Annotated in this window: 16 protein-coding genes; all 16 read right to left on the bottom strand. The window is 49.4% G+C overall.

The genetic code is table 11. The features are described from left to right. Nucleotides 1-98: 98 nt before the first annotated feature. Nucleotides 99-1409, bottom strand: a complete 1311-nt coding sequence (trmFO, locus tag KNO65_RS07420) for an FADH(2)-oxidizing methylenetetrahydrofolate--tRNA-(uracil(54)-C(5))-methyltransferase TrmFO (protein ID WP_211781364.1) — start codon at nt 1407-1409, stop codon at nt 99-101. Next, nucleotides 1409-3505: a type I DNA topoisomerase gene (gene topA / locus KNO65_RS07415; protein ID WP_047795418.1), complete on the bottom strand. Its 2097-nt coding sequence runs from the start codon at nt 3503-3505 to the stop codon at nt 1409-1411. The genes trmFO and topA overlap by 1 nt, the downstream gene beginning before the upstream one ends. A 65-nt stretch (nt 3506-3570) precedes the next feature. Next, nucleotides 3571-4365 (bottom strand): DNA-processing protein DprA, encoded by a 795-nt coding sequence (gene dprA / locus KNO65_RS07410; protein ID WP_214782928.1) that lies wholly within the window; start codon nt 4363-4365, stop codon nt 3571-3573. Between the two features lie 50 nt (nt 4366-4415). After that, nucleotides 4416-5333 carry a succinate--CoA ligase subunit alpha gene (gene sucD, locus KNO65_RS07405; protein WP_214782925.1) on the bottom strand — a complete coding sequence of 306 codons (918 nt, stop codon included), beginning with the start codon at nt 5331-5333 and terminating at the stop codon, nt 4416-4418. Between the two features lie 12 nt (nt 5334-5345). Then, the gene (gene sucC / locus KNO65_RS07400) at nt 5346-6506 is read right to left on the bottom strand and encodes an ADP-forming succinate--CoA ligase subunit beta (protein ID WP_214782922.1); all 1161 of its coding nucleotides are present in this window, start codon (nt 6504-6506) and stop codon (nt 5346-5348) included. Between the two features lie 120 nt (nt 6507-6626). Further along, entirely contained in the window at nt 6627-6887 is a 261-nt protein-coding gene (locus KNO65_RS07395) for an EscU/YscU/HrcU family type III secretion system export apparatus switch protein (RefSeq protein WP_015881374.1), read from the bottom strand. Beyond that, complete coding sequence (locus KNO65_RS07390; protein ID WP_353047425.1) at nt 6884-7738, bottom strand: hypothetical protein; 855 nt, start codon at nt 7736-7738, stop codon at nt 6884-6886. Before KNO65_RS07390 ends, KNO65_RS07395 begins: the two co-directional genes overlap by 4 nt. A gap of 5 nt (nt 7739-7743) precedes the next feature. After that, nucleotides 7744-8496: a ribonuclease HII gene (locus KNO65_RS07385; protein WP_353047424.1), complete on the bottom strand. Its 753-nt coding sequence runs from the start codon at nt 8494-8496 to the stop codon at nt 7744-7746. Nucleotides 8497-8537: 41 nt separating this feature from the next. Continuing rightward, nucleotides 8538-9398 (bottom strand): ribosome biogenesis GTPase YlqF, encoded by an 861-nt coding sequence (ylqF, locus tag KNO65_RS07380; RefSeq protein WP_015881371.1) that lies wholly within the window; start codon nt 9396-9398, stop codon nt 8538-8540. Between the two features lie 12 nt (nt 9399-9410). Further along, complete coding sequence (lepB, locus tag KNO65_RS07375) at nt 9411-9953, bottom strand: signal peptidase I (protein ID WP_015881370.1); 543 nt, start codon at nt 9951-9953, stop codon at nt 9411-9413. A gap of 82 nt (nt 9954-10035) precedes the next feature. Beyond that, a complete protein-coding gene (rplS, locus tag KNO65_RS07370) occupies nt 10036-10389 on the bottom strand; it encodes a 50S ribosomal protein L19 (protein ID WP_015881369.1) in 354 nt (117 codons plus the stop codon). Nucleotides 10390-10503: 114 nt separating this feature from the next. Beyond that, nucleotides 10504-11220 (bottom strand): tRNA (guanosine(37)-N1)-methyltransferase TrmD, encoded by a 717-nt coding sequence (gene trmD, locus KNO65_RS07365; protein WP_031421631.1) that lies wholly within the window; start codon nt 11218-11220, stop codon nt 10504-10506. Next, on the bottom strand, nt 11210-11728 hold the full coding sequence (gene rimM / locus KNO65_RS07360; protein WP_047795422.1) for a ribosome maturation factor RimM: 519 nt from the start codon (nt 11726-11728) through the stop codon (nt 11210-11212). The genes trmD and rimM overlap by 11 nt, the downstream gene beginning before the upstream one ends. Before the next feature lie 54 nt (nt 11729-11782). Then, entirely contained in the window at nt 11783-12058 is a 276-nt protein-coding gene (gene rpsP, locus KNO65_RS07355; protein WP_015881366.1) for a 30S ribosomal protein S16, read from the bottom strand. Between the two features lie 82 nt (nt 12059-12140). Then, on the bottom strand, nt 12141-13481 hold the full coding sequence (ffh, locus tag KNO65_RS07350; RefSeq protein ID WP_031421628.1) for a signal recognition particle protein: 1341 nt from the start codon (nt 13479-13481) through the stop codon (nt 12141-12143). Nucleotides 13482-13492: 11 nt separating this feature from the next. Then, nucleotides 13493-13816: a putative DNA-binding protein gene (locus tag KNO65_RS07345; RefSeq protein ID WP_015881364.1), complete on the bottom strand. Its 324-nt coding sequence runs from the start codon at nt 13814-13816 to the stop codon at nt 13493-13495. Nucleotides 13817-13859 lie beyond the last annotated feature (43 nt).

Here is a 13859-nt window from a genome sequence, read left to right as displayed (position 1 = left end):
ATAGCCGTTCAATAATCTGAAAATTTTCAAAGTATGAAACAAAATACACAATTGAAATTTTAATTCAAAACAAAAGAGCCAAAAAATGGCTCTCCTGTTCAAAGGTCTTTATACTGTTGGATCGTTTCTAACGCACGGTTCGCGTAACGCTCATACCGTTCTTGTTTCTTCATCTTTTTCGGAGCATCTTCTAGTGACGGTACCAATCCGAAGTTTGCGTTCATCGGTTGGAAGTGCTTCCCGTCAGCTGACGTGATGTAATGCGCCATCGAACCAAGCATCGTCTCACGTGGGAGAACGACAAGTTCTTCACCTGCGATCATCTTCGCCGCATTGATCCCGGCTAGAAGTCCAGACGCTGCCGACTCCACATATCCTTCTACCCCCGTCATCTGACCGGCGAAGAAGAGCGTGTCACGTGTACGCGCTTGATACGTCGGCTTGAGTAAGCTCGGTGAGTTGATGAACGTGTTACGGTGCATGACACCGTAACGGACGATGTCCGCGTTCTCAAGCCCCGGGATGAGACGGATGATGCGCTTCTGTTCGCCCCACTTCAAGTGCGTTTGGAAGCCTACCAAATTATAAAGTGTGCCTGCCGAGTTGTCTTGACGAAGCTGAACGACGGCATATGGACGTTTTCCTGTCTTCGGATCTTCTAAACCGACCGGCTTCATCGGTCCGAACAGAAGCGTCTTCTTCCCACGCTCGGCCATGACTTCAAACGGCATACATCCTTCAAAGTAAATCTCTTTTTCAAACTCTTTGAGCGGAACGACTTCTGCCTTGATCAACTCTTCGTAAAACACGTCAAACTCTTCTTCTGTCATCGGACAGTTCAAGTAAGCGGCTTCACCTTTGTCGTAACGCGACTTCAAATAGACTTTGTCCCGATCAATCGTATCGCCATCTAGAATCGGAGCTGCCGCGTCATAGAAGTAGAGATAATCTTCTCCCGTGAACGCCTTGAGCGAGGCAGAGAGGTCAGGAGAGGTCAACGGACCGGTCGCCACGATGACGATGCCTTCAGGAATCTCCTTGAGCTCTTCATTGTGCACTGTGACATTCTCGTGGTTCTTTAGCTTCTCAGTGATGAATCCGGCAAACTCATGACGATCGACGGCAAGGGCACCGCCAGCCGGGACACTTGCCGTGTCCGCCGCTTTTAAGATGAGCGAGTCAAGCGTACGCATCTCTTCTTTCAAGACACCTACGGCATTTTGAAGACCGTTCGCACGAAGCGAGTTCGAACAGACGAGCTCCGCAAATTGATCCGTATGGTGCGCCGGCGTTTGACGAACCGGTCTCATTTCATATAAATCTACTTGAATACCGCGCTTAGCGAGTTGCCAAGCCGCTTCGGAGCCGGCCAATCCGGCCCCGATTACAGTTACACGTTGTTGCAACATTAATCCTCCTCTTGCTGATGTACCTCGGTGTGGGTACAGTTCGTACATTGATATTTCACGCCGTCTTTAATTTTCTTCTCGACCATCAAACTGTCGCATACAGGACACGGTTTCGCAACCGGTTTATCCCATGAGACGAATTCACATTCCGGATAGTTCGAGCAACCATAGAAGAGACGACCTTTTTTACTGCGACGTTCCACGATTTGTCCATCCTTACAGTTCGGACACGGGACACCGATTTCGACTTGTACCGGTTTCGTGTTCGTACAGTTCGGGAAGTTCGAGCACGCCATGAACTTGCCGTACCGTCCCATTTTGATGACCATCGGTGAACCACAGACTTCACAATCGATTCCGGCTGGTTCATCCTTCACTTCGATTTTCTCAATTTCTTCTTCGGCACGCTTCAATCGTTTCTCGAACGATCGGTAAATCGGTGCGACGACTTCCGTCCACTCGACTTCCTTATGCTCGATCGAATCAAGAAGGGTCTCCATGTCGGCTGTGAACTGGACCGTGATGAAGTCGTTGAAATACTCATCAATCATCTCGATGACGAGTTCTCCAAGTTCAGTCGGTAAAAACTTCTTCTCTTCGAGAACGACATAACCGCGTCGTTGGATCGTGTCGAGTGTCGGCGCATACGTCGACGGACGACCAATCCCGAGTTCTTCCATCGCTCGAACGAGTCGCGCCTCTGTATAACGAGGTGGCGGTTGTGTGAAGTGTTGTTTCGGTTCAATCGTTTCAAATGTCACGGTGTCATCCACTTCGAGAGGAGGCAATAATCCTTCCTTCTCTTGGTTCGTGTCCTCGATGTCATCGTCTTTCGACTCGATGTACACTTTCATGAAACCAGGGAATTTGACCGTTGACCCGTTCGCACGGAAAATCATCCCGTTCGATTCGACGTCGATTTTGACCGTATCGAGCACGGCTGGTGCCATTTGGCTCGCAATCAATCGTTCCCAAATCAATTTATACAGTCGCAACTGGTCACGTGACAGATAAGGCTTCAAGGAAGCTGGGTCGCGGAGTGCCGAAGTCGGACGAATCGCTTCGTGCGCGTCTTGGGTATTCGCTGATTTCTTTTCTTTTTGTTTCTGTAAGGCGACATACTCTTCACCGAATGTCGATTCGATATATTCCTTCGCCTCCGTCTTCGCCAAATCAGAGATACGTGTCGAGTCGGTACGCATATACGTAATCAGACCAACTGTACCTTCTTTTTTGCCGAGATCGATTCCTTCATATAATTGCTGCGCGAGCATCATGGTCTTCTTCGCACGGAAATTCAATTTACGGGCAGCATCCTGCTGTAATGAACTGGTCGTGAACGGTAGCGAAGCGTTCCGCTTCCGTTCTTTCTTCGTCACATCAATGACTTTAAACGTATCATCGATGGTATCGAGGACAGATTGCGCATCTTCTTCAGACTTCAATTCCATCTTCTTCCCATCTTTTCCGTAAAATGAAGTCTCGAACGTTTCCCCATCATGATTTAAATCAAGTTTAATCGTCCAGTACTCTTCCGGGTCGAACGCGTTAATTTCACGTTCACGGTCGATAATCATCTTCACGGCTACCGATTGAACTCGCCCTGCAGACAATCCTTTTTTGACTTTCTTCCATAATAATGGACTCATCCCGTATCCGACAAGACGATCTAAAATGCGTCGGGCTTGTTGTGCGTCGACGAGATCGTGATTGATTTTACGTGGATGTTTAAACGATTCTTTAATCGCATCTTTTGTGATTTCGTTAAAGACGACACGACATTCAGTCGTTTCATCGACACCGAGTGCGCGTGCTAAATGCCAAGCAATCGCTTCCCCTTCTCTATCGGGGTCGGCCGCGAGAAAGATTTTTGTCGCTTTTTTCGCTGCTGTCTTCAATTCTTTCAATACTGGTCCTTTACCACGGATGGTAATATACTTCGGTTCAAAGTCGTGTTCGACGTCTACACCGAGTTGACTTTTAGGCAAGTCAATCACGTGCCCCATCGAAGCCTTGACCATATAATTCGGACCTAAATAACGTTTAATTGTTTTTGCTTTCGCAGGTGATTCGACGATCACCAGATATTTTGCCATACATCTGCTCCCCTTTTAGAGGTCATTTAAATCCCTACCATAATATTCATGTTCTCACCGGTTTGTCAACGTACAATCTTGAGATCTCGAATAATTTGATCGGAATTCGTCAATGGAATCGCACCTTCTTCAATCAATCGGTTCGGACCTTCCGCGAGTGGATCAAGGGGTGAACCAGGTACCGCAAATACCGTTTTTCCTTGCTCTAGGGCATGTCCGACCGTATTCATCGTCCCGCTCTTTCGTCTCGCTTGTATAACGACCAACGCATCGCCAAGACCACTGACCAAACGATTTCTTTCCAAAAATTGAAATTTTTGAATCGGCGTGTTTGGTACATATTCACTTAGCAAGACTCCCTCTTGCGGAATCTGTAAAAGCATGTCTCGGTTCGCCGCCGGATAGAGCCGGTCCAGTCCAGCTCCGAGTACCGCCACGGTCGGGCGATGCGTGCGGAGGGCATGGGCGTGGACGAGCCCATCGATTCCGAGAGCGCCACCTGAAACAGATACAGTTTCTTCTATTAAAGAGTGATAGTGATTCACGAGCGATTGACTGATACGATTCAACTCACGACTTCCGACCATCGCAGTCGTTCTTTCTTGTAGTACCTCTAAATCTCCATGATAAAACAAGCAATATGGTGGGTTAGGAATGTCGAGTAACCGTTTCGGGAACAAGTCATCTTCCCATGTGACGAAATGTTTATACGATTCCGATGCTTGGAAGGCTCGTTCGGCCCGTCTCCAGACATGTTCAGAAAATTTTGTGCGATGTGCCCCGAGTGTTCCGTTCAAATAATGATGCACAAACTCAACTGGCATTCGCGCTGCAGCAAACTGAGCTATTGTTTGATTCATCACAAACTCTCCTTTAAAAAAATGAGGGATGCAAGCATCCCTCAAGATTCTTATGTCGTCGGTTGACCCGTGACACACGCTTCGTATAATCCTTGCTGTTTCAAGACACGAATCAATGTTTCACCGATGACCGCCGGTGTTTCAGCGACTTCGATTCCATTTGCGTTCAATGTCTTGATCTTCTCAGCAGCCGTCCCTTTACCACCTGAGATGATTGCGCCCGCATGTCCCATACGCTTGCCTTCAGGAGCCGTCTGGCCGCCGATGAAACCGATGACCGGTTTCGTCATGTTGGCTTTAACCCATTCAGCTGCCTCTTCTTCAGCCGTTCCACCGATTTCCCCGATCATGATGACCGCTTTCGTGTCCTCATCTTCGTTGAACGCTTTGAGCGTATCGATGAAGTTTGTTCCGTTGACCGGGTCTCCCCCGATTCCAACAGCCGTCGACTGACCGATACCTGCTGTCGTCAACTGATGAACCGCCTCATACGTGAGCGTCCCAGAACGTGATACGATTCCGACGTGCCCTTTCGTATGAATATAGCCAGGCATGATGCCAATTTTTGCTTCTCCTGGTGTGATGATACCAGGACAGTTTGGTCCGATTAAACGAGCCGGTTTGTCCTCGAGATAGCGTTTCACTTGAATCATGTCCACAACTGGGATTCCTTCTGTGATACAGATGATGAGCTCGATGCCGCTATCAGCCGCTTCCATGATCGAATCCGCTGCGAAAGCAGGTGGAACATAGATGATCGATGCATTGGCACCAGTCGCTTCGACCGCTTCAGACACCGTGTTGAAGACTGGAACGTTGTCGAGGACCGTCGTGCCACCTTTACCAGGTGTGACACCACCGACTAATTTCGTGTTATATGCGAGCATCTGTTCACCGTGGAACAGACCTTGCTTCCCTGTAATCCCTTGAATGATTACTTTCGTATCTTTATCCGCCCAAATACTCATGTCGTTTCCCCCTTATCGAACAAGTGCTGCGATTTTTTCTGCACCGTCAGCCATCGAGTTGGCCGTCGTGATCGCAAGTCCAGATTCATCGAGAATGCGCTTCCCGGCATCAACGTTCGTTCCTTCTAAGCGAACGACGAGTGGTAAGTCGAGTCCGATTTCTTTCGTCGCAGCGACAATCCCCTCTGCGATGATGTCACACTTCATGATTCCACCGAAAATGTTAACGAAGATTCCTTTGACCTGGTCATCAGACAAGATCAACTTGAATGCTTCTGTTACTTTTTCTTTCGTCGCACCGCCACCTACGTCGAGGAAGTTAGCGGGTTCAGCGCCGTAATGCTTGATGATATCCATCGTAGCCATCGCAAGACCGGCTCCGTTGACGAGACAACCGATGTTTCCGTCGAGTGCGATGTAGCTGAGGTCGTGTTTCGACGCTTCCACTTCACGTGGGTCTTCTTCCGTCGTATCACGAAGCGCAAGGATGTCCGAGTGACGATAGAGCGCGTTGCTATCGAAGTTCAACTTCGCATCGAGCGCGATGACGTTACCGTCTTTCGTCGTGACGAGCGGGTTGATTTCCGCGATTGTGCAATCTGTCTCGACGTACACTTTGTACAACTTCATGACCATGTCACTGAACTTGTTGACGAGTTTCGTCGGGACTTCCATTTTGAATGCGAGGCGACGCGCCTGGAATGGACGTAAGCCCACGACCGGGTCGACGATCTCTTTATGAATCTTCTCTGGTGTATGTTCAGCGACTTCTTCGATGTCCATTCCACCTTCAGATGAACCCATGATGACAATTCGGCCGATCGAACGGTCAAGCACGAGTCCTAAGTAAAATTCTTGGTCAATCGCAGAACCTTCTTCGATATAGAGACGCTGGACAACTTTTCCTTCCGGACCTGTTTGGTGTGTCACGAGCGTTTTCCCGAGAATCTCTGAAGCATATTGCTTCACTTCTTCATCTGTCTTCGCAAGTTTAACGCCACCCGCTTTACCGCGGCCACCTGCGTGGATTTGAGCTTTTACTACCTTCACTTCACCATCAAGCTTCGCAGCAGCTGCCACAGCTTCATCAACAGTAAAGGCCGGATAACCCGTCGGAACGGCTACCCCAAACTCTCTTAACAATTCTTTCGCCTGATACTCATGGATATTCATATGTTTTCCCCCTTAGTCCCCTTTAATATCGGCACGTCTATTGTAACGAAAAACTGAAAGCGCTGTCTATCGTTCTTGCTTTAAGTTTTCATCTTTTTTTCACATATATCCCTAGACAAATCAAATTTTATCCTGTTCCATCTGATAAAGAAACACAAAAAGTTCGGCAATGACCTGATAAACGTCCTCCGGGATTTGCTCTTCGATGTTCAACGCCGACAGTAACGAGAGGAGCGCTGGGTCTTCATGAACAGGAACTCCGTTCGCTAAAGCAATCTCAAGCATCCGCTCGGCGACGATGCCCGTTCCCTTCGCTACGACGTGCGGCGCATCCATCGACTGCTCATAGGAGAGCGCCATCGCTTTCTTCTGGTCTTTCATATTTGGAGGTCCACCTTTCCGAGTGGCGCGAACGTAGCCGGAACATGTTCACGCTTCGCCTCATACGAAAATGAAGACAGTTCGAACGACACCTTTTTTAGGCCTTCTTTCAAAAGTGGTTCGTATGTACGGACGTATGGAGTTAAATCGTGTTGCTCATTGAATACCCGCACGGACACGTAACGCTTTTGAATCAACACATCGATTCCCGTCTCACCGAATCGCGGCGTCTCAAGAAACAAGACGATCCGCGCATGATCCGAGTCCATCGTCTCTCGTTTCGGTGCTTCTAGACGAAGTTGGACGTTTTCAAACGGACCCAATTGCGGTATGTGAAATGCTTGAGCGACGAACGGCGGGCTTTGGCTCGCGTTGAACGCTTCCTGTGCGCGCACGAACTGTTCGAACTTCGGTTCACCTTTCGCTTTGAATAGCTCCCCGACGAGCGCCTTTACATCCTGACCCGCGCCGCTTTCTAACGCGTTTTTCCCGGCCGCCTTCACGGATTCTGGCGTCAGCATCGGCTCTCGCATCAAGCGTCCGAGCTGTTCTCCTAACACTTGCAGAGGCGACTTGGCAGCCATGAGCGATTCCGTCGCTTGCGTGACGACTTTCAAGACGAGCTTCGGCTCGACGTCCGTGACGACCAGCTTATACGTGACGTTCTCTTTCACGTTCGCATTGACGCCGACCCGGAAGATCCCTTGTGGCAGTTGCATGACCGCCTCGTTGCCAGGTAAGAGCTGTAACACCTTGCCGACGACTGTGTTCCCTAGTAGTAGCGGGCGTGACGTCTGTTCCGTCACTTTGAACGGCATCACCCCTTGATGATCGATCCGCAACGCGACCACTCCTTTCACATATACTTGATGGGAGCGAATGTACGGCGATGGATTGGAGTCACCCCAAGGCGTCTCAACCCTTCTAAATGGACCTCTGTCCCATACCCTGCGTTTTTCGCAAATCCGTATCCAGGATACGTCAAATCATATTCTTCCATCATCCGGTCCCTCACCACCTTAGCGACGACACTTGCCGCGGCAATCGACACACTGAGGGTGTCCCCTTTAATCAAAGACTGTTGGGGAATGTCGAGCTCGAGTTTCATGGCGTCAATCAATAGGGCGTCCACTTCTCCGACTTGATGAATCGCCTCTGTCATCGCAAGCTTCGTCGCCTCATAGATGTTAATCTCATCGATTACCGCGGGCTCGACAATCCCGACACCAACCTCTGCGACCTCGATGATGTGTGCGTATGCCGCGTCCCTCGCCGCTTTTGTCATTTTTTTCGAATCATTCAATCCCGGGAGGTAGAACCCATCCGGCAACAAGACCGCCGCTGCCACGACCGGTCCCGCAAGCGGCCCCCGTCCGACCTCATCGACTCCGACAATTCGAGTGAAGCCTTTCGCCTCCCATTCACGTTCATACGTCATGCGACGTTCGAAATCGTCCTGTAATGCCCGTTCTCGCTCGAATTGGCGCTGTTTTTGCCGTAGCAACGTTTGCACGCCCGCTCGAGGGTCTCGTGACAAGGTCGGGAAGATGTATACCCATTCTTCATATCGGATGTCCTCTAGTTGTTGTTTAATCTGTTGAATCGTCACGGTCTTCCTCCTATTCAAAAAAGCCCTGTGTGCACAGGGCTTTACGCCATTTCGTGATCAGCCGGTGTCTCAAGGGAGATCCGTCCGATTTTTTCATGTCGTAGTTCATTTAAAAGTAGTTCGCTCGCCTTTTCGAAATCGACGTAACCACCACTGATGAGACCACGCTTTTTCCCGATCAACTCAAGGAGCTCCACGCCGTCCTCGGGTAACGTTTCAAGTTTGAATCGTTCCTTTAATTGTTCCGGATAACGAGCATGCAACTCGCGAACCGTATACAAGGCGATATCATCCAAGTTGAGAATCTCGTCTTTGATGGCGCCGGTCGCGGCTAGACGATATCCGACAAGTTGATCCTCGAACTTCGGCCAGAGAATCCCTGGCGTGTCCAACAGTTCCATCTCGCCGCCTTTCATCTTGATCCACTGTTGACGCTTCGTCACACCAGGACGGTCGCCCGTGATAGCGATGTTTCGTCCAGCGAGACGGTTGATGAGCGTCGACTTCCCGACGTTCGGGATTCCGATGATGAGCGCACGGATCGGTCCGGGGTTACGCCCCTTCTCACGCATCCGGTCATGCTTTTCTTTCATCAACTTCTGAGCACCCGTGATGAGCTGTTTTAAGCCTTTGCTATGCTTCGCATCGACTGCGACAACCTCGACCTCTTCGCGTTTCAAGGCGCGTAACCACGCATCCGTCACGACGGGATCGGCCATGTCTGCTTTGTTCAAGACGATGAGACGAGGTTTTCCCGCTGTAATCTCATCGACCATCGGGTTACGACTCGATTGAGGCACGCGGGCATCCACGAGTTCGATGACGACATCGATCAGCTTTAATTTTTCAGTTACTTGTCTTCTTGCTTTGGCCATGTGGCCAGGAAACCATTGAATTGCCAAAAAAGCACCACCTTAATCTTCTACCGTGCCAACATCATCGAGTGGCCAGAAGATGAAGTTCGTCTTGCCGACAATCTCCTCTTTCGACACAAATCCGATCTCACGGCTGTCTTTCGAGTTTTGACGATTGTCTCCCATGACGAAATACGATTCCTCTGGAACGACCGACTCACCCGTCACTTGTTCGAGTGTGAAGTTCTCCGTCAACGGGAACCCGTTCATCTGGGCACGAAACTCGTCTAAATACGGCTCTTCGACCGCTTCACCGTTAATATAAAGTACATCATCTCGATATTCGAGCGTGTCGCCTGGGATGGCGATGACACGTTTAATATAATCTTTTGATTCTGTCGCATGGAATACGACGATATCGCCTCGGTCTAGCTCCCCAACATAGTTCGAAATTTTACTGACGATCATTCGATCCGCATTGTGGAGTGTCGGCATCATCGACTCTCCTTCAACGATGACAGGAACGAAGATGAACGTCCGGATGACGAACGCGATGACAAGAGCGACGACGATGGCTTTTAGCCAACTAAACACTTCTTTCAACTTCACTCACTCCTCTATCCATTTGAACTTATTGTACTAGAAAAAAAGAAGCTTGTCGCAAGCGACAAGCTTAATTCCCATCTTAACGACGGATTTCTTTAATACGTGCTGCTTTACCGCGAAGGTTACGGAGGTAGTAAAGTTTCGCACGGCGAACTTTACCGTAGCGTACGACTTCGATTTGTGCAACGCGTGGTGAGTGAAGCGGGAATGCACGCTCAACACCTACGCCGTAAGAAATCTTACGGACTGTGAATGTTTCGCTGATGCCGCCACCTTTACGCTTGATTACAACACCTTCGAAGATCTGGATACGCTCACGCGTTCCCTCTACAACTTTAACGTGGACACGTACAGTGTCACCAGGACGGAAAGCAGGTACGTCCGATTTGAATTGTTCTTCTGTGATTTCACGGAACAGTTTTTGTGTGTTCATGAATCATATCTCCTTTTTCTTCAATGTTCATATCTTCATATGCCCAAGCATCCAATAGCGGAACATCGGTAATCGATGGGTTTAACCCACATGCTCAAACATAGCATATATTTCTCAATCGCGCAACGATTGCAGGAACTTTTTATCGACATCCGTCAACTCGACATGTTCGAGCAAATCCGGACGTCGTCGATACGTGCGTTCGAGCGATTGCTCCCGGCGCCACGCCTCGATTCGGGCGTGATTTCCCGACAAGAGGACGTCCGGCACGGTCAATCCACGAAAATCAGCCGGTCGCGTATAGTGCGGGTATTCCAAGAGACCTGTCGAGAACGAGTCGTCTTCATGGCTCGCCTGAGCATTAAGGACATCCGGAATGAGCCTTACGGTCGCATCGATCATGACCATTGTCGCAAGCTCTCCACCTGTCAAAACGAAGTCACCGATCGACACCTCGTCGGTCGCCAGTTCATCATGAATCCGTTGATCGAACCCTTCATAGTGTCCACATAGAAAGACCAGATGTTCCTCCTTCGCCCATTCTTCGGCCATTCGTTGATTGAACGGTTTTCCGGTAGGTGTCGTGAGAATGACCCGTGGGCTCTTCGCCTCAAGGGAATGAAACGCATCAAAGATCGGCTGTGGGGTGAGCAGCATGCCCGCGCCCCCGCCGTACGGATAATCGTCGACCTTGTGATGCTTGTTCGTTGAAAAGTCCCGGAAGTTGAGGAACGACATCTCCACTTGCCCGAGCGTCTTCGCTCGACCGACGATGGAGTGATCGAGCGCATGAAACATCTCGGGGAACAACGTCAATACATCAATCTTCATCGTCAATCATTCCTGGGATTGGCGTGATGACGACACGTCTCGCATCGACATCGATCTCTTGGACGACCGATTCGATATAAGGGATGAGCGCATCCGACTTGCCTGGTCGTTTGATGACCCAGACATCGTTCGCTCCGTTCGTTTCAAAGATGTCGTCGACGACACCGATGACTTCCCCATCCACGACAGCCTCGCAGCCGATGATTTCATGATAATAAAATTCATGTTCGTCCAAATCGTGGACGTGTTCGGCGTGGACATACAGTTTCAGCCCTTTATATTTTTCAATGAGATTGATATTGTCAAACCCTTTGAACGTGACGAGGTGAAATTGCTTATGCGGACGATACGTCGTGATCGTCATTTCCTGTTTCGTTCCGTCGACATCAAGGAACAACGTGTTTCCTTTTTTAAATCGTTCTTCTGGAAAGTCTGTCGCCGCCAAAATCTTCACTTCCCCTTTCAGGCCGTGCGTATTGGCGATTTTCCCTACATATAACCAGTCCATCTCTATTCCCTCCTCAACAAAATAGGCCGACCTCAGAAAAGGTCGGCCACATCATTACTTCGCGTTTTTCGCGTTGTGGAATTTCTCCATGATCCCTGCTTTAGAGAACAAGTTACGTACTGTGTCAGATGGCTTCGCGCCGTCTGCCAACCATTTGAGAGCGAGTTCTTCGTTGATGCGAACTTCAGCTTCTGGTTTTGCAACCGGGTTGTAGTGACCAACTTGCTCGATGAAGCGACCGTCACGTGGTGAACGTGAGTCTGCTACAACGATACGGTAGAAAGGTGATTTTTTTGCGCCCATGCGCTTAAGACGAATTTTAACTGCCATGGTAATATACCTCCATCATGTGTTTAAGAATTGACAACTTTTATAGTATACAGCTTTTTCGTTCGACTGACAAAAGGTTTTGTTAGAAGAATGGAAGGCCAAGGCCTTTTTTCTTCCCTTTCATTTGTCCTGACATTTGTTTCATCATCTTCTTCATGTCATCGAACTGTTTGATGAGACGGTTCACTTCTTGAATCGAGCGACCGCTCCCTTTTGCGATCCGCTTACGACGACTCGCGTTGAGCACTTCCGGATTGGCGCGCTCATGTTTCGTCATCGAGCGAATGATCGCTTCGACGTGATCGAGTTGTTTCTCGTCGATTTGGACGTTCTTCAACCCTTTCATCTTACCTGCACCAGGTAACATCGAAAGTAATTCATCAATTGGTCCCATGTTTTTCACTTGGGCCAACTGTTCAATGAAATCATCGAACGTGAATGACGCGTCACGAATTTTGCTTTCAAGCTCCTTCGCTGCGTCTTGGTCCATCTGTGTCTCGGCTTTTTCAATGAGCGAGAGCACGTCCCCCATTCCAAGGATCCGTGACGCCATGCGTTCCGGGTGGAATGGTTCGAGGGCATCCAACTTTTCTCCGAGACCGACGAATTTAATCGGCGCTCCCGTGACTGCCTTGATCGAAAGGGCTGCCCCGCCTCGTGTATCTCCGTCGAGCTTTGTGAGCACGACCCCGGTGATTCCGAGTTTCTCATTGAAACTGTCGGCCACATTGACCGCATCTTGACCCGTCATCGAATCGACGACGAGGAAGATCTCATTTGGTTTGGCAATCGTCTTCACATTTTCGAGCTCGCCCATAAGCGTCTCATCGATATGAAGGCGACCGGCCGTATCGATCAACACGAAATCGTGATGATTTGTTTTTGCGTACTCGAGTGCCTTCGTCACAATCTCTTCCGGCTTCACTTGATCACCAAGTGAGAAGACCGGTAAATCGAGTTGTTTTCCGAGTGTCTCGAGCTGCTTGATTGCCGCCGGACGGTAAATGTCCGCCGCGACGAGAAGAGGACTTCGGTTATGCTTTTTGCGAATCAAGTTCGCTAGCTTCCCGGTCGTTGTCGTTTTCCCTGCCCCTTGCAGACCGACCATCATGACGACTGTCGGTGGTTTCTGACTGAATGTGATCGGGACGACATCGCTTCCCATCAAGTTCGACAACTCTTCGTGAACGATTTTGACGACTTGTTGACCTGGCGTCAATGATTTCATGACATCCTGACCAACGGCGCGCTCCTTCACGTCATTGACGAATTGCTTGACGACTTTAAAGTTGACGTCGGCTTCGAGGAGGGCGAGGCGTACCTCACGCATCATCTCTTTGACATCGGCCTCCGAGATTTTCCCTTTACCGCGCATTTTTGAAAGTGTCGATTGCAATCGTTCTGATAATCCTTCAAATGCCATGCTTCAGCCCCCTACTCTAAATTCTCAAGCGCAGAAATCGTGGCGCTCACGTCATCGGTGAGCTCGACTTGACGTTTGAGGGTCTGAAGAAGTTGCTGGCGCTGTTCGAACTTTTCGAATAGGGCTAGCTTTTCCTCGTACTGTTCAAGCATCGTTTCTGTACGCTTTATGTTATCGTAGACCGCTTGACGGCTGACTTCAAACTCTTCCGCAATCTCTCCGAGCGAGTAGTCATCTAGGTAATAAAGAGACATATAGTTGCGCTGTTTCGGTGTGAGGAGCGCTTGATAGAAATCGATGAGATAGTTCATGCGATTCGTTTTTTCGAGCGTCAAACCTTTCACCTCCACATGTTAAGTGAAATCCCTTTACAACTAC

Source organism: Exiguobacterium sp. S3 (assembly GCF_018617295.1).
Classification (GTDB): domain Bacteria; phylum Bacillota; class Bacilli; order Exiguobacteriales; family Exiguobacteriaceae; genus Exiguobacterium; species Exiguobacterium profundum.
This window is presented reverse-complemented; position numbering and strand designations above follow the sequence as displayed.

Excerpts from the sequence above, each read along its gene's own strand:
- trmFO (WP_211781364.1), bottom strand. The coding sequence starts at position 1,409 with ATGTTGCAACAACGTGTAACTGTAATCGGGGCCGGATTGGCCGGCTCC.
- topA (WP_047795418.1), bottom strand. The coding sequence starts at position 3,505 with ATGGCAAAATATCTGGTGATCGTCGAATCACCTGCGAAAGCAAAAACA.
- dprA (WP_214782928.1), bottom strand. The coding sequence starts at position 4,365 with ATGAATCAAACAATAGCTCAGTTTGCTGCAGCGCGAATGCCAGTTGAG.
- sucD (WP_214782925.1), bottom strand. The coding sequence starts at position 5,333 with ATGAGTATTTGGGCGGATAAAGATACGAAAGTAATCATTCAAGGGATT.
- sucC (WP_214782922.1), bottom strand. The coding sequence starts at position 6,506 with ATGAATATCCATGAGTATCAGGCGAAAGAATTGTTAAGAGAGTTTGGG.
- KNO65_RS07395 (WP_015881374.1), bottom strand. The coding sequence starts at position 6,887 with ATGAAAGACCAGAAGAAAGCGATGGCGCTCTCCTATGAGCAGTCGATG.
- rplS (WP_015881369.1), bottom strand. The coding sequence starts at position 10,389 with ATGAACACACAAAAACTGTTCCGTGAAATCACAGAAGAACAATTCAAA.
- trmD (WP_031421631.1), bottom strand. The coding sequence starts at position 11,220 with ATGAAGATTGATGTATTGACGTTGTTCCCCGAGATGTTTCATGCGCTC.
- rimM (WP_047795422.1), bottom strand. The coding sequence starts at position 11,728 with ATGGACTGGTTATATGTAGGGAAAATCGCCAATACGCACGGCCTGAAA.
- rpsP (WP_015881366.1), bottom strand. The coding sequence starts at position 12,058 with ATGGCAGTTAAAATTCGTCTTAAGCGCATGGGCGCAAAAAAATCACCT.
- ffh (WP_031421628.1), bottom strand. The coding sequence starts at position 13,481 with ATGGCATTTGAAGGATTATCAGAACGATTGCAATCGACACTTTCAAAA.